General features: G+C 59.4%; 19 protein-coding genes. 16 read left to right on the top strand and 3 right to left on the bottom strand.

Annotation, left to right across the window (positions count from 1 at the left end):
* Positions 1–134 precede the first annotated feature (134 nt).
* The 9 genes from def to WC392_04490 all read left to right on the top strand — a co-directional run bounded on the left by def (position 135) and on the right by WC392_04490 (position 9863).
* Positions 135–638, top strand: a complete 504-nt coding sequence (def, locus tag WC392_04530) for a peptide deformylase (GenBank protein ID MFA5241629.1) — start codon at positions 135–137, stop codon at positions 636–638.
* Positions 638–1564, top strand: coding sequence for a methionyl-tRNA formyltransferase (fmt, locus tag WC392_04525; protein ID MFA5241628.1), 927 nt, complete (start codon positions 638–640; stop codon positions 1562–1564). Before def ends, fmt begins: the two co-directional genes overlap by 1 nt.
* A 59-nt stretch (positions 1565–1623) precedes the next feature.
* Positions 1624–1746, top strand: a complete 123-nt coding sequence (locus WC392_04520; protein ID MFA5241627.1) for a hypothetical protein — start codon at positions 1624–1626, stop codon at positions 1744–1746.
* Positions 1739–3010, top strand: a complete 1272-nt coding sequence (gene rsmB, locus WC392_04515; protein ID MFA5241626.1) for a 16S rRNA (cytosine(967)-C(5))-methyltransferase RsmB — start codon at positions 1739–1741, stop codon at positions 3008–3010. Before WC392_04520 ends, rsmB begins: the two co-directional genes overlap by 8 nt.
* Positions 3011–3044: 34 nt before the next feature.
* On the top strand, positions 3045–3551 hold the full coding sequence (locus tag WC392_04510; GenBank protein ID MFA5241625.1) for a DUF4390 domain-containing protein: 507 nt from the start codon (positions 3045–3047) through the stop codon (positions 3549–3551).
* A 7-nt stretch (positions 3552–3558) separates the two neighbouring features.
* Positions 3559–5688: an ATP-binding protein gene (locus tag WC392_04505; GenBank protein MFA5241624.1), complete on the top strand. Its 2130-nt coding sequence runs from the start codon at positions 3559–3561 to the stop codon at positions 5686–5688.
* Entirely contained in the window at positions 5688–6950 is a 1263-nt protein-coding gene (locus WC392_04500) for a sigma-54 dependent transcriptional regulator (protein ID MFA5241623.1), read from the top strand. Before WC392_04505 ends, WC392_04500 begins: the two co-directional genes overlap by 1 nt.
* A 70-nt stretch (positions 6951–7020) precedes the next feature.
* Positions 7021–8406 (top strand): Trk system potassium transporter TrkA, encoded by a 1386-nt coding sequence (gene trkA / locus WC392_04495; protein MFA5241622.1) that lies wholly within the window; start codon positions 7021–7023, stop codon positions 8404–8406.
* Positions 8406–9863 carry a potassium transporter TrkG gene (locus WC392_04490; protein ID MFA5241621.1) on the top strand — a complete coding sequence of 486 codons (1458 nt, stop codon included), beginning with the start codon at positions 8406–8408 and terminating at the stop codon, positions 9861–9863. Before trkA ends, WC392_04490 begins: the two co-directional genes overlap by 1 nt.
* 5 nt (positions 9864–9868) lie before the next feature.
* Here WC392_04490 and polA read toward each other — a convergent pair whose 3' ends face one another.
* A complete protein-coding gene (polA, locus tag WC392_04485) occupies positions 9869–12556 on the bottom strand; it encodes a DNA polymerase I (protein ID MFA5241620.1) in 2688 nt (895 codons plus the stop codon).
* 20 nt (positions 12557–12576) lie between these two features.
* Here polA and WC392_04480 point away from each other — a divergent pair, with 20 nt between their 5' ends.
* The 4 genes from WC392_04480 (at position 12577) to WC392_04465 (ending at position 15501) form a co-directional block, all read left to right on the top strand.
* The gene (locus tag WC392_04480; protein MFA5241619.1) at positions 12577–13305 is read left to right on the top strand and encodes a TIGR00730 family Rossman fold protein; all 729 of its coding nucleotides are present in this window, start codon (positions 12577–12579) and stop codon (positions 13303–13305) included.
* An 89-nt stretch (positions 13306–13394) separates the two neighbouring features.
* The gene (locus WC392_04475) at positions 13395–13733 is read left to right on the top strand and encodes a DUF2782 domain-containing protein (protein MFA5241618.1); all 339 of its coding nucleotides are present in this window, start codon (positions 13395–13397) and stop codon (positions 13731–13733) included.
* Between the two features lie 29 nt (positions 13734–13762).
* Positions 13763–14716 (top strand): homoserine kinase, encoded by a 954-nt coding sequence (locus WC392_04470; protein MFA5241617.1) that lies wholly within the window; start codon positions 13763–13765, stop codon positions 14714–14716.
* A 2-nt stretch (positions 14717–14718) separates the two neighbouring features.
* On the top strand, positions 14719–15501 hold the full coding sequence (locus WC392_04465) for a BPSS1780 family membrane protein (protein ID MFA5241616.1): 783 nt from the start codon (positions 14719–14721) through the stop codon (positions 15499–15501).
* A 67-nt stretch (positions 15502–15568) separates the two neighbouring features.
* Here WC392_04465 and uvrD read toward each other — a convergent pair whose 3' ends face one another.
* Together uvrD and WC392_04455 are read right to left on the bottom strand one after the other, a co-directional pair.
* Positions 15569–17722, bottom strand: coding sequence for a DNA helicase II (gene uvrD, locus WC392_04460; protein MFA5241615.1), 2154 nt, complete (start codon positions 17720–17722; stop codon positions 15569–15571).
* A gap of 70 nt (positions 17723–17792) precedes the next feature.
* Entirely contained in the window at positions 17793–18683 is an 891-nt protein-coding gene (locus tag WC392_04455) for a phosphoribulokinase (GenBank protein ID MFA5241614.1), read from the bottom strand.
* A gap of 142 nt (positions 18684–18825) precedes the next feature.
* Here WC392_04455 and leuS point away from each other — a divergent pair, with 142 nt between their 5' ends.
* From leuS to holA, 3 genes are read left to right on the top strand one after another with little or no spacing between them, the layout of a single operon-like run.
* Positions 18826–21564: a leucine--tRNA ligase gene (leuS, locus tag WC392_04450; protein MFA5241613.1), complete on the top strand. Its 2739-nt coding sequence runs from the start codon at positions 18826–18828 to the stop codon at positions 21562–21564.
* Positions 21565–21567: 3 nt separating this feature from the next.
* A complete protein-coding gene (gene lptE, locus WC392_04445) occupies positions 21568–22044 on the top strand; it encodes an LPS assembly lipoprotein LptE (protein ID MFA5241612.1) in 477 nt (158 codons plus the stop codon).
* A 13-nt stretch (positions 22045–22057) separates the two neighbouring features.
* Positions 22058–23062, top strand: coding sequence for a DNA polymerase III subunit delta (holA, locus tag WC392_04440; GenBank protein ID MFA5241611.1), 1005 nt, complete (start codon positions 22058–22060; stop codon positions 23060–23062).
* Positions 23063–23148: the final 86 nt, after the last annotated feature.

The raw sequence follows: 23148 nt of genomic DNA, 5'->3' as shown, positions 1-23148 counted from the left end.
AGGGGCGCCTCGCTCTGGTGAAGAACTTTTCTGCTTTGCTATATTCAGAAGTTCTGTGTATCGGCCAACCCGTCTGGCCGGACTTAGGTTTTAAATTAAATTCTGCATGTAATTAATTAAATAGGCAAGCAATTATGGCCCTTTTATCGATCCTGCATTACCCTGATCAACGGCTGCATACGGTCGCCTCCCCGGTCAAGGAAGTTAATGCGGAAATCCGTAAATTGATCGACGATATGGCGCAGACCATGTACGCCGCGCCGGGAATTGGCCTGGCCGCTACCCAGGTGAATGTGCACAAGCGGGTCATTGTGGTCGACATTTCCGAATCCCATGACAAGCTAATGGTGCTCATCAATCCAAGGATTATTGCGCTTGACGGTGCTGGCGAGCGCGAGGAGGGATGTTTGTCCGTTCCTGGCATTTACGAAAAAGTTACCCGTGCCGAGCGTATCACGGTAGAGGCGCTTGATCGTAACGGGAAGTCATTCACGCTTCATGCCGATGGGCTGCTGGCGGTATGCATTCAACATGAAATTGACCACCTCGAGGGGAAAGTTTTTGTTGAACACCTTTCTCGCCTGAAACAGACACGGATCAAGATAAAGCTGCAGAAGCTGCAGCGCGAGACCATGTAATGAAGCTGATTTTTGCCGGTACACCGGAGTTTGCCGCGCAAGCCTTGCAAGCATTGTTACGTGCCGGCCATGAAATCGCGCTGGTGTTGACGCAACCGGACCGGCCAGCCGGGCGGGGAATGAGTTTGGCCATGAGCCCCGTCAAGCAGTTGGCGCTGGCCAATGGCTTGCTTGTGTTGCAGCCAACCAGCCTGAAACAGCCAGAAACCCAGGTTCAACTCTCGAATGTGCAGGCCGATGCCATGATCGTTGCGGCTTATGGATTGATCCTGCCGCGCGAAGTACTGGCCATTCCGCGCCTGGGTTGCCTTAATATCCACGCCTCGTTGCTGCCCCGCTGGCGTGGAGCCGCGCCTATTCAACGGGCGATTCTCGCAGGCGATAACGAGACCGGTATTTCCATCATGCAGATGGATGCCGGACTGGATACCGGACCGGTGTTACTGCGTTTCCCCGTCGCCATCGAGGGGATGGAAACGGCCCAGACCCTGCATGACAAGCTGGCCAAGCTGGGCGCGGAAAGCATTGTGTCGGCCCTGCGGCAGGCACAGCACGGGTCTTTGCCGAGCCAGGCCCAGGATGACAGTCTGGCCACTTACGCCGCCAAGCTCAGCAAGGCCGAGGCGCGGCTGAACTGGACGCTCCCGGCACGAGAGCTGGAGCGCGCCGTGCGTGCCTACAACCCCTTCCCGGTCGCCCAGGGCTCTTTTAAGGGCGAAGTCTGGCGTATCTGGCGCTCGGCCATGCAAAATGAAGCCGGGCAGCCGGGCGAGGTATTGCGAGCCGACCGGGACGGTTTGCTGGTGGCCTGCGGCAAGGGCGCCCTGCTGTTGCAGGAGATGCAAAAGGCGGGCGGAAAGCGCCTGCCCGCAGCCCAGTTTCTGCAAGGCAACCCGGTGGCGGCGGGCGATCGTTTCGATATTTGAATTTATCTTGGTATTGCCCCATTTTGTAATGGGTTAATCTTTAATATGAAGGACTGGCAATGCTGGGGAACTGGCTCAAGACAACGACCCTGATGGCTGCCGTCGTGGCCCTGCTCGATATCCATCCCTCGACTAAAAAGAGGGGCGCGCATTTGATGTCCATGGTGCGCGGCGTTGCGTGACGTTCAGCCACTGGCGAGCACGGCCATTGCCCAGGTATTTGCCGGGCGCAACCTGAATCAGGTGCTGCAGGCGACATTCGAGCGAAACGCCAAGATGACGCCCCAGCAACGTGCCATGCTCCAGGATTTGAGCTATGGAACACTGCGCCATTATGGCCCGTTGCAGGCCATCCTCGCCAGGCTGCTGCAAAAACCGCTGCAAGACGAAAGCATCCGCTGCCTGCTGCTGGTGGCGCTTTACCAGCTGGCTTACACCCAGATCCAACCGCACGCTGCGGTGGATCATGCAGTAAAGACCACCCAGGTGCTGCGCAAGACTTCCGCCAAAGGCCTGGTGAATGCGGTCCTGCGCAACTTCCTTCGACAGCGTGAGCGCTTACTGTCAGATGCGGCCTCCAGTGACGAAGGGCGCTTTTCCCACCCCCAGTGGTGGATCGACAAGCTGCGCCGCGAGTATCCGCAGGCGTGGGAGCAAATCCTGGCGGCCGGCAATCAGCATCCTCCCATGATTTTGCGGGTGAACCGTCGCAAGGGCAGCGTGGAGGCCTATTTGCAGCAACTCGCCGAGGCCGGGATTGCTGCCCGTGCGGTGGGGGCGTCCGGCATCCTGCTGGAGCGGCCGCAGGCGGTCGACAAGTTGCCCGGCTTCAGCCAGGGGCTGGTCTCGGTTCAGGATGGAGGCGCGCAGCTTGCGGCAAGCTTGCTGGATGTTAAAGATGGCATGCGGGTGCTGGATGCCTGCGCGGCGCCCGGCGGCAAGACAGCGCACCTGCTTGAGCTGGCTGATGTGGAGCTGGTCGCGCTGGATCACGATACCCGGCGTTTACAGAAGGTGGAGCAGAATCTGGTCCGTCTGGGCTTGCATGCCAAATGCGTGGCAGGCGATGCATCGCAGCCATCTCAGTGGTGGAATGGTCAGACATTCCAGCGCATTCTGGCGGATGTGCCATGCAGCGCTTCCGGCGTGGTGCGGCGTCACCCCGACATCAAATGGCTGCGTCGCGAGGGCGATATCGCACAGTTTGCCGGGCAACAGGCGCTTATCTTGGATGCCTTGTGGCATTGCCTGGAGCAAGGTGGTAAATTGCTGTACGTTACCTGTTCCGTATTTGCCGAAGAAAATCAGCAGCAGATCCAGGCTTTTATGGCACGCCACACCGACGTCCGGCGTCTCTCCTTGCCGGATAGAGTGGAGCAGGATCTGCAACTATTACCCGATCGTGAACATGATGGCTTTTATTACGCCCTTCTCGCCAAAATCTAGCATTCTTCGCTTGCTTGTCATGCTGCTGTTTTGCATGGCGGCCAGCGTCCGTGCGGAAACCGGAATTATGGTCAAGACGGCGGAACTGGACATGGTGGATGAGGTTTATCAGCTCAGGGCGGATGTTGAGCTGAACTTCAGCCAGGCGGTCGAGGATGCCCTGAACAAAGGGGTCCCGCTTAATTTTGTGGTCGAGTTCGAGCTTAACCGCCCGCGCTGGTACTGGCTGGATGAAACGATTTCCAGCGTCCAGCGCCAATTGCGCATCAGCTATCATGCCCTGACAAAACAGTACCGCTTGCAGCAGCAGGAGCAGCAAAGGAGCTTTGCATCCCTGGCTGAACTCAAGAGTGAACTGGGGCATATTCAGGAGTGGCGAGTGGTGGAGCGAGCCCAGCTCAGAAAGCGCTACAGCTACGAAGCGCGGATGCGCATGAAGCTGGATGCGTCCCAATTGCCCAAACCGCTGCAGGTAAATGCGCTGGCATCCAAGGACTGGAGCCTGGAGTCAGAATGGTTTCAGTGGACGTTAACGCCTTGAATTATAGATGAAATATGTAGTTTTTCTGGCGGTTGCACTAGGCACGGTTCTGCTGTTTCTTCTCTCCCGCGCCAGTAGCAACACCGCCGCTTTTTCCCAGAATTTCACCCTGCTGCTGGTGCTCAACCTCGGCGTTGCGCTGGCATTGATGGGCCTGGTGGGCTACCAGCTATGGGTGTTGTGGAAAAAGCTCAAGCAGCGCGTATTCGGTACCAAGCTGACGCTGCGCCTGTTGTGGATGTTCGCCCTCATGGCGCTTCTGCCGGGGGCGCTGGTGTATGGCGTATCGGTACAGTTCCTCAACAAGAGTATCGAATCCTGGTTCGACGTGCGCGTGGACAACGCGCTCGAGAGCGGCCTGAGTCTGGGTCAGAGCGCTCTCGATAATCTGCTTCAGGATCTGGTGAAGAAAGGCGAGGTGATGGCGCTGGCGCTGGCGGACAATCCGGTCAGTGAGCATCTGACCCAGCTCAATCGCCTGCGCGAACAGGTCGGGGTGCAGGAAGCCACGCTGTTCAGCTCGCGCGGCAAGGTGCTGACCGTTTCGAGTAGCGAAAACGCCAGTTTCCTGCCGGACATGCCAAGCGCTTCCGTCATGCGTCAGGTGCGCCAGCAGCAGCCTTTCAGCGTGATTGAACCGATTGCCGGAAAGGGTTTGTATTTGCGCGTGGTGGTACCCGTCAATGTGCTCACCCTGAGCGAGGATATGCGGATTCTGCAGCTCTTGCAGCCGGTGCCCAAAAGGCTGGCCAGCGATGCAGAGGCAGTGCAGGCGGTCTACCGCGACTATCAGGAGCTTTCTTTTTCCCGCCTTGGCCTGAAGCGCATTTACGGCATGACCCTGACGCTGACCCTGCTGCTGGCGCTGCTTTCCGCGATCGCGCTGGCGTTTGTGCTGTCGCAAAAACTATCTGCGCCGCTGGGTTTGCTGGCGGAAAGCACGCGCGCCATTGCCAAGGGCGATTTTACCCAGATCAACCCGGTGCAAAGCCGGGATGAACTCGGCGCCTTGACCCTGTCGTTCAACCGCATGACGCGCCAGCTGGCGGATGCGAGCGCGGCGGTGGAGAAAAAACAGCAGCAGCTGGAAGCCGCCAAGGTCTATCTGGAAAGCATCCTGGCGCACCTCTCTTCCGGGGTGCTGACCTTCGATGAAAAATTGCACCTGCGCGGCGCCAATCCGCGCTCAGGCGAGATTCTGGGAACAGATTTGAGCGTCATGCGTGGCCTGCCGCTACTCTCCTGGGGCAGCCGCGACATCGTCTTGCAGCCGCTGGCGCATGTGGTCGTGCAGCAGTTCGAAGCATCCGACCACAAGGAATGGCGGCAGCAGATCGAGTTTGCCGGAAGCGCCGGCAAGCAGGTCCTGCTGGTGCGCGGCACCCGCCTGCCCGGCCCGGTGGACAATGGTTATGTGGTGGTTTTCGACGACATCACTCACCTGCTGCAGGCCCAGCGGGATGCGGCATGGGGCGAGGTGGCGCGGCGTCTGGCGCATGAGATCAAGAACCCCCTGACGCCGATCCAGCTTTCCGCCGAGCGCCTGGAGCACAAGCTGGCAGACAAGCTGAATGCAAGTGATGCCGAAATACTGTCCCGTTCCACCCATACCATCGTGAACCAGGTGGCGGCGCTGAAAAGCATGGTGGATGCATTTGCCGAATACGCGCGCTCACCCCAGCTCAACCTGGCGCGACTGGATTTGAATCAGCTGGTGCGGGAAGTGCTCACGCTGTATGAATCCTCGGGCGTGCATGTTGATGTCGCACTGGCGCCGGATCTGCCCGTGGTGAACGGGGATGCCGCCCTGCTGCGTCAGGTCATGCATAATCTGATGCGCAATGCCGAGGATGCTCTGGCCGATCTGCCTCAGGCCGAGATCAGGGTGCGCACCGAACGGGTGGATGGATCCTCGGTGCGCTGGTCGATTGAGGATAATGGCAAAGGGTTTCCGGAGGCGCTGATGGGCCGCCTGTTTGAGCCCTATGTGACCACCAAGCCGAAAGGAACCGGGCTGGGCCTGGCGATCGTGAAAAAAATCGTGGATGAACATCAGGGCCGGATACTGGTACAGAATATTGAGCCGCACGGGGCGCGGGTATGCATCCAGCTACCGTGCGCAGGAGAAATGAGCTAATGAACACCAATCAGATACTGGTGGTGGATGACGAAGCGGGAATTCGCGAATTGTTGCGTGAAATTCTGGAAGATGAAGGTTATCAGGTCAAGCTGGCGGAAAATGCCACGGCAGCGCGCGAGATTCGTGCGCAAGGCCGCCCCGAGCTGGTGTTGCTCGATATCTGGATGCCGGACAGCGATGGAATTACCCTCCTCAAGGAGTGGGCAAGCGCGGGCCTGCTGACCATGCCGGTCGTGATGATGTCGGGCCACGGGACGATAGATACCGCAGTCGAGGCCACGCGCATCGGCGCATTTGATTTTCTTGAAAAACCGATTGCCTTGCAGAAGCTGCTGTCCACCGTGAAGCGTGCCCTGAAGCGTGGCGAGGCCGAGGTTCACAGCGGCCTGGGTTTGTCCCGCCTGGGCAAGAGCGCCGTGGTGCGGGAGTTTGAGCAAAGGCTTGAACAGGTGGTGAACCTCAGCACCCCCCTTCTGCTTCTGACCGAAAGGGGCGGCGGTGCAGAGTTGTGCGCGCGCTTCCTGCACCGGCCCAATACGCCGTTCGTGGCCCCGGAAAGTACGGCATGGCTGACGGGAGAGCCGCTGGATGTATTGGCGCAGGCCCGCGATGGCGTGTTGTTCGTGGCAGAAATAGCCACGCTCAACAAGCAGGAGCAAAAGGGCCTGCAGTTTGTGCTGAGCAAGCTGGAAAAAAGCAATGTGCGACTGGTGTGCGCCGCGAGTGATACCTTGCCCGCCATGGTGGAGCAAGGGGGGTTTGATGCCGGGCTGTATCAGGATCTGAGCGGGCTGACGCTGAGCATGCCGGCACTGCGCGACCATCGCGAGGATATACCCGATCTGGCCAACCGCATCCTGGAAAAATATGTGGAGTCGAAAGAAGCGCCACCGCGCCATTTCAGCGTTGCCGCTCTGAATACCCTGCGCAACGACAACTGGCCAGGTAACCTGGCGCAACTCAATAATGTGGTGAAAACCCTGGCGCTGACCAGCCTGAATGAGGAAATCTCGCATCAGGATGTGAGCCGGGTGCTGGCCCAGTCCGGCCCCGCCGAAATTGCGGAGGAGCCGCTTGGCTTGCCGCTGGATATGCCTTTGCGCGAGGTGCGCGATATTTTCGAGCGCGCCTATTTCGAGCACCATATTGCCAAGGCAGGGGGCAACATGAGCCGGGTGGCAGAAAATGTCGGCCTCGAACGCACCCACTTGTATCGCAAGCTGAAACAGCTGGGAATGAAGTTTTCCCGCAAGGAATAGCAAGCCGCTGGCTGTCGGGGGGTTAAAGGTATAAAATCGCCCCTTCCCCTTCTTTCCCTTCTTTTCAGGTATTCCACCAGTGAAAATCGTGATTCTTGGCGCCGGCCAGGTGGGTGCTTCCGTAGCAGAAAATCTGGTGCGGGAGTCCAACGATATTACGGTCGTGGACATCGATGCGGCCAAGCTGCAGAATCTGCAGGATCGCTTCGATCTGCGCACCGTGCATGGCTTTGGCTCTCATCCATCGGTATTGCGCCAGGCCGGAATCGAAGATGCCGACATGCTGCTGGCGGTAACGCAGAGCGATGAAACCAATCTGGTGGCATGCAAGCTGGCTGCCACGCTGTTCAACACGCCCACCAAAATCGCGCGGATTCGTTGCACCGATTACCTCCAGCAGAAAGACAGCATTTGCTCGGCGGATAACTTTTCCGTGGATTACATCATCAGCCCGGAAGAAGTGCTGAAGGATTACATTTACAAACTGATCGAATATCCGGAAGCGCTTCAGGTGCTGGACTTTGCCGGGGGAAAGGTGCGCCTGGCCGCGGTCAATGCCGTCCACGGCGGACCCCTGGTGGGCCACGAGCTGCAGTCCCTGCGCCAGCACATGCCGCACATCGATACGCGGGTGGCAGCGATTTTCCGCAAAGACCGCCCCATTATTCCGGAAGGTAAAACGGTTATCGAGGCGGAAGACGAGGTGTTCTTCGTCGCGGCGGCTGAAAACATTCGCGTGGTCATGCGCGAAATGCGCCAGCTCGACAAGGCGGCAAAGCGGGTGATGATTGCCGGTGGCGGCAATATCGGGCGCCGCCTGGCAAAAAGCCTGGAGCAGCGTTACCAGGTCAAGCTGATTGATCACAACAAGAAAAATTGCGAGCGTCTCGCCGCCGAGCTCAACAGTTCCCTGGTTCTGTTCGGTGACGCGACTGATCCTGATCTGCTTCAAGCCGAAAATATCGAGGACATGGATGTTTTCTGCGCGCTCACCAACGACGACGAGAATAACATCATGTCCGCCCTGCTCGCCAAGCGCATGGGCGCGCGCAAGGTGATCGCCCTGATCAACCGCAGCGCTTACGTGGATCTGGTGGAAAGCGGCCGCATCGACATTGCCATTTCTCCTGCCCAGGCCACCATTGGCAGCCTGCTGGCACATGTGCGGCGCGGCGACATGGCGGTGGTGCATTCCCTGCGCCGTGGCGCGGCTGAGGCGCTGGAGGCGATTGCCCATGGCGATGCCAGGACCTCAAAGGTGGTGGGACGGCGCGTGGAGCAGATCAAGCTGCCGCGCGGGGCCACCATCGGCGCCATCGTGCGCGGCGAGCAGGTCATTATCGCGCACCACGACACGATGATCGAGAGCGAGGATCATGTCATCCTGTTCGTGGTCAACAAGCAGATGATTTCCAAGGTCGAGAAGCTGTTCCAGGTCGATATCGGGTTCTTCTGATGAGCCGGTTTTTCCCAATTTTGCACGTGCTGGGCATGGTCACCATGTTGTTCAGTCTGACCATGCTGGCGCCGCTGGCGCTTTCCTGGTGGCTTCAGGACGGCGCCTTGACCGCCTATGATGAAGCCATGGTCACGACCTTTGGTGCCGGTTTGCTGACCTGGTGGTCAACTCGCCACGCCAAGCGCGAGCTTAAAATACGCGACGGGTTCCTTCTGGTGGTGTTGATCTGGTCTTCTCTGGCGGCCTTTGCCACCATTCCCCTGATGATTTATTTGCCCGGCTTGAGCTTTACTGACGCCTATTTCGAAACGATTTCCGGTCTTACCACCACTGGGGCGACGGTATTGTCCGACCTTGACAAGCTGCCGCCCTCGATTAATTTCTGGCGCACCGAGCTGGTCTGGCTGGGCGGCATGGGCCTGATCGTGCTGGCGGTGGCGGTGCTCCCGCTCCTCGGCATCGGTGGCCGCCAGCTCTACAAGGCGGAAACGCCGGGGCCGATGAAGGACAGTCAGCTGACGCCGCGCATTACCGAAACCGCCAAGGGTCTGTGGCTGGTTTACGCGGGCATTACCGTGGCCTGCATGCTGTCATTTCGCTGGGCCGGAATGGACTGGTTCGATGCGGTCATTCACTCTTTTTCAACCATGGGGCTGGGCGGGTTTTCCTCCCACGACGCCAGTTTTGGCTATTTCGATTCACCGCGGATCGAAGCGGTCACCATCGTGTTCATGCTCATTGCCGGTATCAATTTCGCCACGCATTTCATGGCCTGGCGCGGCCGGAGTTTCACTTCCTATCGCCACGACCCCGAGGCCGGAATGTTCCTGGGCGTGACCTTGCTTAGCGCGGCGGGCCTTGCCGCCTATTTGCAGGGGATGGGGGTGTATGCGGATTTCCTGACGGCGCTGCGTTTTGCGGCCTTCAATACCGTGTCGATCGCGACCACAACCGGCTTCGCTAATACGGATTTCAATTTGTGGCCAATTTTTGCGCCTTTGTGGATGCTGTTTCTGAGCAGTTTCGCTTCCAGTTCCGGGTCCACGGGCGGCGGGATCAAAATGATCCGCGCCCAGATCCTGTACAAGCAGGTGTACCGGGAAATGAAAAAATTGCTGCATCCAAATGGAGTCATGCCCACCAAGCTGGGCGGCATGGTGGTGCCAAACAAGATCATCTACGCGGTGCTCGCATTCTTGTTTATTTATATCGTGAGCATCGTTTCCCTGACGCTGCTGATGACGGCCTCGGGCCTGGACATGATCACCGCCTTTTCCGCCGTCGTGGCCACGATCAACAATACCGGCCCGGGATTGAATCAGGTGGGGCCGGCGACGACCTATGCGGTGCTGACCGACTTCCAGACCTGGGTGTGTACTTTCACCATGCTGCTGGGCCGGCTGGAGCTGTTCACCCTGCTGATTGTTTTCACCCCGGCTTTCTGGCGCAAATAATCCTATTAGTGCGCCTGCTCCCAGTTGGCGCCCTCACCCACTTCCGCGACCAGCGGCACGGCAAGATTCGCAACATTGCACATCAAGCCGGGCAACGCCTGCCGTACCGCGGCCAGTTCGTCTTGCGGCACTTCCAGCACCAGTTCGTCGTGCACCTGCATCACCAGCAGGGTTTTCATCCGGTTGTCCTGTAGCCATTGGTGTACCGCAATCATCGCCAGCTTGATCAGGTCGGCGGCCGTGCCCTGCATCGGCGCGTTGATGGCGGCGCGCTCGGCGGCCTGTTTGCGTGGCCCGTTGCCACCCTTGATGTCCGGCAGCCACAGGCGGCGGCCAAAAACGGTTTCCACGTAGCCCTGCTGCCGGGCCATGTCGCGGGTACGGGCCATGTAGTCGGCCACGCCGGGGTAACGGGCGAAATAACGGTCCATGTAGGCTTGAGCGGCGCCGCGTTCGATCCCTAGCTGGCTCGCCAGGCCGAAAGCCGACATGCCGTAGATCAGGCCGAAGTTGATCACCTTGGCGTAGCGGCGCTGCTCGGGGGTGACTTCAATCGGGGTGCAGGCGAAAATCTCTGCCGCCGTGGCGCGGTGAATATCCTCCCCCGCCGCGAAAGCGCGCAGCAGGCTTTTATCGCCCGAAAGATGCGCCATGATGCGCAGCTCGATTTGCGAGTAGTCGGCCGAGATGATGCGGCTGCCCGGCGGCGCGATGAAGGCTTCGCGTATGCGCCGCCCTTCTTCGCTGCGCACCGGGATGTTCTGCAGGTTGGGGTCGGTCGAGGAGAGCCGTCCGGTGACCGCGACCGCCTGGTTATAGCTGGTGTGCACGCGTCCAGTTGCGGGGTCCACCATGCGCGGCAGTTTATCGGTATAGGTCGATTTGAGCTTGGCCAGGCCGCGGTATTCCAGCAGCAGTTTCGGTAGCGGGTAATCCTCCGCCAGTTGCTGCAACACATCTTCGTCAGTGGAGGGCGTGCCGCCCGGGGTTTTTTTCCTGACCGGCAGTCCGAGCTGGCCGAACAGGATTTCCTGAATCTGTTTGGGCGAGTTGAGGTTAAACGGTTGCCCGGCAAGCTGGTGGGCGCCCTGCTCCAGGGCCAGCAGCTTTTCTCCCAGCGTCCGGCTTTGCCTGGCCAGCAGGTTGCTGTCGATCAGCACGCCATTGCGTTCCACGTGAAACAAAATCTGCGAAACCGGCACTTCGATTGCCCGATACACATATTCCAGCCCGGCATCCGGGCTGATCTGTGGGTACAGGCTGTGGTGCAATTGCAGGGTGATGTCCGCGTCTTCCGCCGCATAACGGGTGGCGGTATCGAGATCGACTTCATCAAAACCGATCTGTTTGGCGCCCTTGCCAGCGACTTCGGCATAAGTCAGGGTTTTCACCCCGAGGTGGCGCGATGCCAGCGAATCCATATCGTGCGGTTTGTGGCTTTCCACCACGTAGGATTGCAGCAGGGTGTCATGAAAGATGCCCTGCAGGGCAATGCCATGATTGGCAAAAACATGGCTGTCGTACTTGAGATTTTGCCCCACCTTGGCTCTGGATGGATTCTCCAGCCATGGTTTGAGGCGTTGCAGGGTGCGCTCGAAATCGAGCTGCCGGGGCACCCCGGCATAATGATGCGACAAAGGCAGATACGCCGCCTCGTGTGGCGTGATGGCAAAAGAGATGCCCACCAGCCGTGCGCGCATCGGGTCAAGGCTGGTGGTTTCGGTGTCCACGCTGACCAGTTCGGCCTGCTCCAGCCGGGCCAGCCATTGTTCCAGTTGTGCTTCGCTCAGAATGCAATCGTAGCGCGTTTCGGCCGGTGGTTTGCTGTCGGCTGAGAGCTGAGAGCTGACAGCTGACAGCTCTTTCAGCCAGGTCTTGAATTCGAGACGTTCATACAGTTCCGCCAGGCGGGCGCTGTCCTGCGGGCTGGCGGACAGCTCTTCCAGCTTGAGCGGCAAGGGTACGTCGCAGCGGATGGTGAGTAGTTCGCGTGCCCTGGGCAGCCAGTCCAGCGTATTGCGCAGATTCTCGCCCACCACGCCGCCGATCTCCCCGGCATGGGCCACCAGCTTATCCAGAGTTTGGTACTGCGTCAGCCACTTCACCGCCGTTTTGGGTCCGACCTTTTCCACGCCGGGAACGTTGTCAGAACTGTCGCCGATCAGGGTCAGGTAATCCACGATGCGCTCCGGCGGCACGCCGAACTTCGCCATTACACCGGCTTCGTCCAGCGCTTCGTTGGACATGGTGTTGATCAGGCTGACCTGGTTGTTCACCAGCTGTGCGATATCCTTGTCCCCGGTGGAAATCACCACGCGCATTCCGGCCTGTGCGCCCATCCGTGCCAGCGTACCGATCACGTCATCCGCCTCGACCCCCTCCACCGCCAGCAGCGGCCAGCCCATGGCGCGGATGCTGTCATGCAGCGGTTCGATCTGGGCCGCGAGATCGGGCGGCATGGAGGGCCGGTGGGCCTTGTATTCGGGGTAAAGCTCGTCGCGGAAAGTCTTGCCTTTTGCGTCGAACACGCAGGCGCTATAATCGGCCTGGTAATCCTGATGCAGACGGCGCAGCATGTTGAGAACGCCGTAAATCGCCCCGGTCGGTTCGTTATGCCGGTTGCGCAGGTCGGGCAAGGCATGGAATGCGCGATAAAGGTAGGATGAGGCGTCAACCAGCAGCAGTGTTTTCATAGGCGAGAAAGACCATCAACATGAATGCAGAAGAAAAACTACCCAAGCCACTGGATCCGGACATCTTGTCGCAGGCTTATTCGGCACGGGAGTCGTGGCGAGTGTTCGAGATTATGGCAGAGTTTGTCGAATCCACCGAACGTCTGAGCTCGATCCGGCCGGCAGTCAGTATCTTCGGCAGCGCACGCACTCCGCCAGACCATCCCTATTACCAGCTCGCCGAGCAGATTGCCCGGAAATTGTCGGATGCCGGTTTTTCCGTCATTTCGGGCGGCGGCCCTGGCATCATGGAAGCCGCCAACAAGGGGGCCTTCTTTGGAACTTCCCCCAGTGTCGGCCTCAATATCCAGCTTCCTCACGAGCAGCATACCAACCCCTATCAGGATATCAGCCAGACTTTTCGCCATTTCTTTGCGCGCAAGGTGATGTTCGTCAAGTTTGCCACGGCTTATGTGGTGATGCCCGGCGGGTTCGGCACCCTGGATGAACTGATGGAGGCGCTAACCCTGGTGCAGACCGGGAAAACCCGCCGCATTCCCATCATCCTGGTGTGCGAAGCCTACTGGCGCGACCTGGTCAGCTGGTTCGGCAAGACGCTGGTGGCGGAAAAAACGATCAATCCGGAGGATCTCGACCTGATCCAGATCATCGATGATCCCGATGCCATCGTGGCGGCGATTTTCAAGCACTACGAGACCAGTGGTTTCGAGCCGACCGTGGCGGAGCAGGAGATTCAGCTCCGCTTGTAACAATTATTAGGCTTCGATTCATCAAGGCGCTTATCGCTTGCGGCGGCAAGCGCTATAATCCGCCTTCAACCTTTCCTCCAGGAATTGCTATGCGCCGTTTCCTTCCCCTGTTGTTGCTGTGTGCCCTTCCTGCGCTTGCAGATACTGCCGCGCCGCCTGCCGGGCTGCAGCCGCTACCCGAGCCGCCTGCGCCTCCTCCCGGATATGAGCCTGACCTGGCCCTCGAGCCGCAGGTGACCATCACCAGGCGTGGCGAAGACAAAATCGAGGAGTTTCGCATGCATGGCAAGCTTTACATGATGAAAGTGACGCCGCTGCATGGCGTCCCTTATTACCTGATAGATGAAAAAGGCACGGGTAATTTTGTACGTCAGGGTGAAGTGAGTCCCAGCATTCTGGTGCCCATGTGGCTGCTTAAATCGTTCTAGCCTAAAGCAGCCACGGGGCTGATTTCCTCATGTCCGTTTTTACCACTGTTACCTTGGAGCAGCTCGAGCACTGGCTGCATGGCTATGCCCTCGGCACCCTGCAGGATCTGCAGGGTATTTCGGCCGGCATCGAAAACACCAATTATTTCGTAACCACCAGCCATGGCCGCTATGTGCTGACCTTGTTCGAGAAGCTGGCTGCCGATGAGCTGCCGTATTTCATCAACCTGATGGCGCACCTTGCCACGCATGGCATTCCCTGCCCCGCGCCGGTAGCCAACCTGGACAATGGCTACCTGGGCCAGCTCAATGGCAAGCCGGCGTGCATCGTCAGCTGCCTGGAAGGAAAATCGCTGCTCGAGCCGAGTGCGCAACATTGCGCGGAAGTCGGTGAAATGCTTGCCGCGATGCACCTGGCAGGTAAATCCTATCCCGCGCAAATGGCCAATCCACGCGGTCCGCGCTGGTGGAATGCAACCGCGCCCCAGGTGATGCCTTTTCTGGCGCCCGAAGATGCCGCGCTGCTGACAGAAGAGTTGCGCTTCCAGTCGCTCTATCGCTTCGAAGATCTGCCGCGTGGCGTGATCCATGCCGACCTGTTCCGCGACAACGTGCTATTCAAGGGCGATGCCATTGGCGGCCTGATCGATTTTTACTTTGCCTGCAATGACGTCTGGCTTTATGACCTGGCCATTACTGTCAACGATTGGTGCGTGGAAGCAAACGGCGAATTTGATAGTGCGCGCATGATGGTCATGTTGCAGGCCTACCACTCAACCCGTCCGCTGACCGCGGTTGAGCGCGGCGCCTGGCCGGCAATGTTGCGTGGAGGCGCGCTGCGCTTCTGGCTTTCGCGTTTGTATGACTTTCATTTCCCGCGCCCCGGTGAATTGACCCAGGCCAAGGACCCCGCGCATTTTCGCCGCATTCTGCAGCAGCATGTGGCGAACCACGATCAGTTGCAGGCGGCCTGGGTTAAATAGATATGGCGATCAATGCTTCAAATCCCGTCAATGCGCCAGAACCGCGCGGCGTCGCCGCAATACAGGGCTGGCGCTGGATCACGGCCGGTTTCCAGTTGTATGCCAAGAGCCCGCTGATCTGGATTGTGTTTTTCATGATCTATATGGTGGTCGAACTGGTGCTGGCCTTTGCCATCCCAGTGGTTGGCGCAATCGGGTCGGCGCTGCTGGACCCTATCCTGATCGCCGGGTTCATGGCGGGGTGCCGTGCGCTGGAGCTGGATGAAGAAATGGAAATCAGCCACCTGTTGGCAGGTTTTCGTTCCAGTGCGGGGCAGCTGGCAGCGGTAGGCGGGTATTATCTGGCGGGAAAAATGTTGCTGGTCATGGTTGCCATGGGTCTGGCCGGAATCGCGATCGGCCCCATGCCGGAAGTGGATTTTGCCAGCCTGGAGAGTATGGACCCCGCGCAACTGGAGCTGGTTGTGCGCCATTTCATGCTCGTGGGCGCGCTGCTCATGAGCTTGCTGATCCCCTTGCTCATGGCGTTCTGGTTTGCTCCCGCCCTGGTGCTGTTTGATCGCATGACGGCTACGCAAGCCATGAAGACGAGTTTTACCGCCTGCCTGCGCAATATCTGGCCTTTTTCGCTTTTCGGCGTGGCCGGTAGCCTGCTCTTCCTGCTGGGCGCGCTACCCTTTGGTCTGGGCCTCCTCGCTGTTATCCCGGTACTGTTCGGCACTTCCGTTTATGCGGCCTACCGGGATATCTTCGTGGCCGCAGGCCAGATACAGGACGAAGCGTGAACCCCCTCTCTCCTGGCGCTCTCCCGCCTGCGGGGGAGAGGGGCGCAGACTCGCCGCGCGAGTTTTGTCAGACTGCCTCCAGCTTGGCGAATTCCAAAGCCAGCCACTTCACGCCGGAGTGGCTGAAGCTCACCTGAACCCGTGCGTCCGCGCCGCGCCCCTCGCTGTTGATAATAATACCCGGCCCGAACTTGGGGTGCGAGACGGCCTGCCCCACGTGCCACGCTGATCCGGGCTCGCTCCGGTCTTTGCCCTGGCTGGCCTGCATCATGGGTTCGGTGGTTTTGGCGCCGGCACGGTTCAGGCGTATCAGCAACGCCGGGGGCAATTCATCGAGAAAGCGCGATGCGATGCCATAGCGCAACTGGCCATGCAGCATGCGGCTGCTGGCCAGGCTGAGATACAGGCGCCGCCGTGCGCGGGTGATCGCGACATACATCAGGCGCCGCTCTTCTTCCAGTCCATCCCGTTCCTGGGCCGCATTCTGGTGCGGGAAAAGGCCTTCTTCCAGTCCGCTGATAAATACGGCATGAAATTCCAGCCCCTTGGCGGCATGCACGGTCATCAGCTGGAATGCCTCCTGCCCCGCCGCCGCCTGGTGCTCTCCGGCTTCCAGCGAGGCATGGGTCAGGAAAGCCGCAAGCGGATTTGGCGAGCTCTCGCCGTTTTCCGCGCTATGCTCCAGGACAAATCCGGCGGCAGCGTTGATCAGTTCGTTCAGGTTTTCCAGCCGCTCGGCGCCTTCCTTTTCCGCCTTGTAGTGGGCGATCAGGCCGCTATGTTCCAGCACGTGCTCGATCTGCTCGGGCAGGGGCAGGCTGCCGCAAGCTGCGCGCAGGGAGTCGATCAAGGTGATGAATGCGGTGATGCTGTTGCCCGCCTTGCCGCCGAGCCGCCCGAGCTGTGCGGTGCGCCACAGGCTGGTATTTTCCTGCCGTGCGATTTCCTGCAATTGTTCCAGGCTGCGCGCCCCGATGCCCCGGGTGGGGAAGTTGATCACCCGCAGCAATGCGCCATCGTCGTCCGGGTTGGCGAGCAGGCGCAGGTAGGCCAGGGCATGCTTGATTTCCTGACGATCGAAGAAGCGCAGGCCGCCGTAGACGCGATAGGGGACGCCGGCATTGAACAGCGCATGTTCCAGTACCCGCGACTGGGCATTGGAGCGGTATAGCAGGGCCATGTTCGAGAGTTCCACCCCTTCGCGCTGCAGCGCCCGGACTTCATCCACGATGAAGGCGGCTTCCTCGAAATCGCTGTTGGCCTCGAACAGGCGGATCGGCTCGCCCGAGCCCTCCGCTGTCCACAGATTCTTGCCCAGACGGCTCTGGTTGTGATGAATGAGCGCATTGGCCGCATCCAGAATATTGCCGTGGGAACGGTAATTCTGTTCCAGGCGAATGATCTGCCGTACCTGGAAATCGCGCTCAAAATCCGCCATGTTGCCCACCCGCGCGCCGCGGAAGGCATAAATCGACTGGTCGTCATCGCCCACCGCGAAAACGGCGGCCTGCTCTCCGGCCAGCAGCTTGAGCCACAGGTATTGCAGCTGGTTGGTGTCCTGGAATTCGTCCACCAGGATGTGGCGGAAGCGCTCCTGATAATGGCGCCGCAAATGTGCTTCGCGCTGCAACAGCTCATAACAGCGCAGCAGCAGCTCGGCGAAATCCACCACCCCTTCGCGCTGGCACTGTTCGTCGTAGGCGCCGTAGATTTCCTGCTGCTTGCGCGTGTAGGGGTCGAAGGCTTCGATCATGTGGGCGCGCAGGCCCTGTTCCTTGGCGCCGTTGATGAAGTGCTGCAGCTGTTTGGGCGGGTATTTCTCGTCGTCGATATTGAGCGCTTTCAGGAGCCGCTTGATCGCACCCAGCTGGTCCGCCGAATCGAGAATCTGGAACAGGGCGGGTAATCCGGCTTCTCGATGGTGGGCCCGCAGCATGCGGTTGGCGAGGCCGTGGAAAGTGCCGATCCACATGCCCCGGGTGTTGATCGGCAGCAGCGTCGAAAGGCGCGTGAGCATCTCCTTCGCCGCCTTGTTGGTGAAGGTGACGGCGAAAATGTTGCTGGGGCCGGCCTGGCCGGACTGGATCAGGTAGGCGATGCGGGTGGTCAGCACCCGGGTTTTGCCGCTGCCGGCGCCCGCCAGAATCAGGGCGGATTCATGCGGCAGGGTGACAGCGGCAAGCTGTTCCGGGTTCAGTCCGTGGAGCAGAGGAGAGGTCATTAATAACGAGCCCTTAACCAATGAAAAAGGCCGGCATAAACCGGCCTTTTGGTTTTCAGAACAAGCCGGATCAGGCTTTCTTCTTGTTCTCGATCAGGTTGTGAATCATCGGTGCCAGAATAACTTCCATGGCAAAACCCATCTTGCCGCCGGGAACCACGATGGTGTTGCGGCGCGACATGAAGGAGTCGTGGATCATGTTGAGGTAATAAGGGAAATCAATGCCCTTGGGGTCACTGAAACGGATCACCACGAAGCTTTCGTCAGGCGTCGGAATGTCGCGGGCGATGAACGGGTTGGAGGTGTCCACCGTCGGCACGCGCTGGAAGTTGACGTGGGTCTGGGAGAACTGCGGCGTGATGTAGTTCACGTAGTCAGGCATGCGGCGCAGGATGGTATGCACGGTGGCTTCGGCAGAGTAGCCGCGCTCCTTGCCGTCGCGATGAATTTTCTGGATCCACTCCAGGTTGACGATGGGCACCACGCCCACCCCCAGGTCGACATGTTTCGAAGCATCGATATCGCCGTCCTTGACCAGGCCATGCAGGCCTTCGTAGAACAGCAGGTCGCTGCCGGACGGGATGCCTTCCCAGGGCGTAAACTCGCCCGCCTTCAGGTTGGTGCCGAGGCGCGCGTTCAGATCCGCTGCTTCAGCGTCGGAGTGAATGTAGTAGCGCTTCTGGCCGGTGCCGGTTTCACCGTAGGTTTTGAAGGTATCTGCGATTTTCGCAAAGTGGTTCGCTTCCGGGCCAAAGTGGCTGAAGAAATTGTTGCCGGCTTCTTCCGCTTTTTTCGAGGCTTCCTTGAATTCCACCCGGCCGAGGGAGTGCATGCTGTCGCCTTCGATTACCGCAGCGGTGATGTTCTCGCGATCGAAAATGTGCTGGAAAGCGACTTTGACGGTGGTAGTGCCGGCGCCGGAAGAGCCTGTAACAGCGACGACTGGGTGTTTCATTGACATGGTTGGGATCCCCGAAAATAAATGACACGAATGTTTCAGTATAATCGCGAAGGGGCTGTTTTGTCACTAGCTGGCGGGGGCATGGGGCACCTGGTTTCAGCGTATAATCATCGACTTTTCTATCTAAATTAATTCAAGAATCATGGAAAACCTCTATAACCCTGGCGCGGTGGAAAATCAGGCGCAACAGCACTGGAACTCGATTCAGGCGTTCCGCGCGAAAGAAGTTCCGGGCAAGCCCAAGTATTACTGTCTGTCCATGTTTCCTTACCCCTCGGGCAAGCTGCACATGGGGCACGTGCGCAATTACACTATTGGCGACGTGCTTTCCCGCTTTCACCGTTTTCAGGGCTATAACGTGCTGCAACCGATGGGATGGGATGCTTTCGGCCTGCCTGCCGAAAATGCAGCCATCGCCAATAATGTGGCGCCTGCCGCCTGGACCTATTCCAACATCGACTACATGCGTGGTCAGCTCCAGTCGCTTGGGCTGGCCATCGACTGGTCGCGCGAACTGGCCACCTGCAAGCCGGACTATTATCGCTGGGAGCAGTGGCTGTTCACCCGGCTGTTCGAGAAAGGGCTGATCTACAAAAAACTGGCCACGGTGAACTGGGATCCGGTGGACCATACCGTGCTCGCCAATGAGCAGGTAATCGACGGCCGCGGCTGGCGTTCAGGCGCGCTGGTGGAAAAACGCGAAATTCCGATGTATTTCATGAAGATCACCGCTTATGCGGATGAACTTCTGAGCGAGCTGGACAACTTGCCGGGCTGGCCCGAGCAGGTACGCACCATGCAGAAGAACTGGATCGGCAAGAGTTTTGGCGCCGAAGTGCATTTTCCCTATGCCGAAGGTGAAGGCGCCCTGAGCGTCTATACCACTCGTCCGGACACCCTCATGGGGGCAACTTACGTGGCGGTGGCGGCCGAGCATCCGCTGGCCACGGATGCCGCCATGGGAAATCTCGATCTCACCCACTTTATCGAGGAATGCAAACAGGGCAGTGTTGCGGAGGCTGACCTTGCGACAATGGACAAGAAAGGCATGCCCACCGGCCGTTTTGTCATACACCCGCTGAGCGGCGAGAAATTGCCGGTGTGGGTGGCCAACTATGTGCTGATGGGTTATGGCGAGGGCGCGGTCATGGCCGTGCCGGCGCATGACGAACGGGATTTTGCGTTTGCCATGAAGTATGACCTGCCGGTCAAGCACGTGATTGCAAGCAGCGAATTACTGGCAAAGTGGGAAAAATTACTTCACCTGCTCGAAGCTCAGGGCGTCAGCATCAATCAACTGGCGATCAATCACCTGGGGATGCTGCATTACCTGAGCGAGATTCTGGCGGATCTGACAGCGTCCACGGCAGACATAACCGAGGCGGTCAACGCGTTTGCCATGCAGATGGAGCGGGAGTCGCCTTATGTGGAACACGGGGCGCTGGTCTGTTCGGGAAAATATAACGGCCTGGCATTTCAGGCCGCCTTCGATGCCATCACCGATGACCTCCAGGCCAAGGGCCTGGGCGGAAAGCGCACCCAGTTCCGCCTGCGCGACTGGGGTATTTCGCGCCAGCGCTACTGGGGCTGCCCGATCCCTATCATCCATTGCCCTTCCTGCGGCGACGTGCCGGTGCCGGAAAAAGACCTGCCGGTGGTATTGCCGGAGGATGTGAAGATCGGAATCGGTTCGCCGATCAAGAAAATGCCGGAGTTTTACCAGACTACCTGCCCGAAGTGTGGTGGTTCTGCCGAGCGCGAGACCGACACCATGGACACTTTTGTCGAATCGTCCTGGTACTACGCCCGCTACGCCAATCCGGACAACGACCAGGCCATGGTTGATGAACGGGCCAAATACTGGTTGCCGGTGGATCAGTACATCGGCGGCATCGAGCATGCCATCCTGCACCTGCTGTATGCGCGTTTTTTCAACAAGCTGATGCGCGATGTCGGCCTGGTGGAATGCAATGAACCGTTCACCAAGCTGCTGACCCAGGGCATGGTGGTGGCGCCGACCTTCTTCCGCGAGATTGGAGAAGGCAAGAAGCAGTACCTCAATCCTGCCGAGGTAGACCTGCAACTGGATGACAAGGGCCGCCCGGTCAGCGCCACCCTGAAAGCCGACGGCCAGCCGGTGGTGATTGGCGGCACGGAAAAGATGTCCAAATCCAAGAACAACGGCATCGACCCGCAGGCCCTGATCGATATTTATGGTGCGGATACCGCGCGCCTGTTCATGATGTTCGCCGCGCCGCCGGATCAGCAGCTGGAATGGTCGGATGCCGGAGTGGAAGGCGCTTTCCGCTTCCTCAAGCGGGTATGGAAGGCGGTTGCAGAGCACGTTCAGCAGGGTGTGGCATCGACCGGCAGTGCTGATTTGAGCCCCGATCTTAAATCGCTGCGCCTCCAGCTCCACAGCACCATACAGAAAGTGAGCGATGACTACGCCCGGCGGCAGCAGTTCAACACGGCTATTGCGGCCGTGATGGAGCTGATGAATGCGCTCGGCAAGAGCAATGACCACAGCCCGGCCGGGCGAGCGGTGATGCAGGAAGCGCTTGAAGCGGTGGTGCTGCTGCTCGCCCCTATCGTGCCGCACATCAGTCATGCCCTCTGGACAGAGTTGAAGCCTGGGAGCGATATTCTGGACGCCCCATGGCCCAAGGTGGATGAAAGTGCGCTGGTGCAGGATGAAATCGAGCTGATGCTGCAGGTCAATGGCAAGTTGCGCGGCAGCATGACCGTGGCAAAATCGGCCAGCAAGGACGAAATAGAGAAGTTAGCGCTTGCCAACCCGGGTGTGCTCAAATTCATTGAAGGTCAGGCGATAAAGAAAGTGGTTGTCGTGCCGGGCCGCCTGATTAACGTGGTAGTTTAACCCATGAAAAAACTTCTGCTCCTGTCCCTGGTGTTGATGTTGGGCGCATGCGGCTTTCACTTGCGCGGGCCGGCCCAGCTCCCGTTCGAGACTATTTATGTGCAAGGCGGCAGCAACCAGTTGGGGCCGGACCTGCAGCGCTACCTGCGTCATGGCACGAATGTGCACGTAGCGCAAACGCCGGGCGAGGCCCAGGCCATATTGGTCATTCTGGGCGAGAGCCGCGAGAAACGCATTCTGTCCCTTACGGGTGGCGGCCGGGTGGGCGAATTTGATCTCTACTACCGCTTGTCCTTCCGCCTGCATGACGGCAAGGGCACTGATCTGATGCCGGCCCAGCAGCTGGAGCTGAAGCGTGTTTTGTCTTTCAGCGATGCCCAGGTGCTGGCCAAAGAACAGGAAGAGGCCCTGTTGTACCGCGAAATGCAGAGTGACGCAGTGCAGCAGATCATCAGACGCCTCAGTGTGCTGAAAAAGTAACGGACCCTGGCCGATGCGGATTAAGCCGGAACAGCTGGATCAGCATTTACAGAAAGGGTTGCAGCCGCTGTACCTGCTTTTTGGCGACGAAGCATTGCTGATCCAGGAAGCGGCCGGCGCAATCCGCAGCCGAGCGCGTCAGGAGGGTTGTGCCGAGCGGGAAGTGTTCACCGTGGAGCGCGGTTTCAACTGGCAGAACCTGCTTACCAGCGGCAATACCCTGTCGCTGTTCTCATCGCGCCGCCTGGTGGAAGTGCGCATTCCTTCCGGCAAGCCGGGCAATGACGGCAGCCAGGCGCTGCAGGAATATTGTGCCCGCCTGCCGCCGGATACCGTGACCCTGGTAATCTGCCCCAAGCTCGACAAGGCCGCCCAGGCGGGAAAATGGTTCAAGTCCATGGAGCAGGCCGGCGTGGTGCTGCCCTTCTTCCCGGTCGAGCGCGCCCAGCTGCCGGCCTGGATCGGGGCGCGCCTGGCGCGCCAGAACCAGCGCGCCGAGCCGCTGGTGCTGCAGTTCCTTGCCGACCAGGTGGAGGGCAACCTGCTGGCGGCTTTTCAGGAAGTACAGAAGCTGGCGTTGCTGTTTCCCGCCGGCTTGCTGTCCCTGGAGCAGGTCCGGGGTGCGGTGGCGGACGTGGCGCGCTTCGATGTGTTCAAGCTGGGCGACGCCCTGCTGGCTGGCGATGCTGCACGCGTGTGCCGCATTCTTGAGGTGTTGCGCGGGGAAGGTGAAGACCCGGTGCTGATCCTGTGGGCGCTGACGCGCGAGATCCGCACCCTGGCCAAGCTGCGCGGCGGCATGCGCCGTGGCGGCAGCCTGCCGCAGCTGATGCGCGATGCCTGGATCTGGGAGACGCGCCAGCGCCTGGTGGAACAGGCGCTGAAACGCACCCCGGAAGCGCGCCTGCTGCAGGGCCTGAAACAGGCGGCAGGCATTGACCGCATGATCAAGGGCCTGGCCAGGGGCGACGTGTGGGATGAACTGTTGCAGCTCGGCCTGACCATGGCCAAGGTATAAAAGCGGTCAACCACGGAGGGCACGGAGTACACGGAGAAAGTCCGTGGGGCAGAATAATCAGCCAACTCCGTGCTCTCCGTGTGCTC

This window comes from Sulfuricella sp. (assembly GCA_041651995.1).
Taxonomy (GTDB): domain Bacteria; phylum Pseudomonadota; class Gammaproteobacteria; order Burkholderiales; family Sulfuricellaceae; genus Sulfurimicrobium.
Note: the sequence above shows the minus strand (reverse complement) of the source record. Positions and strands in the feature narration are given on the sequence as shown.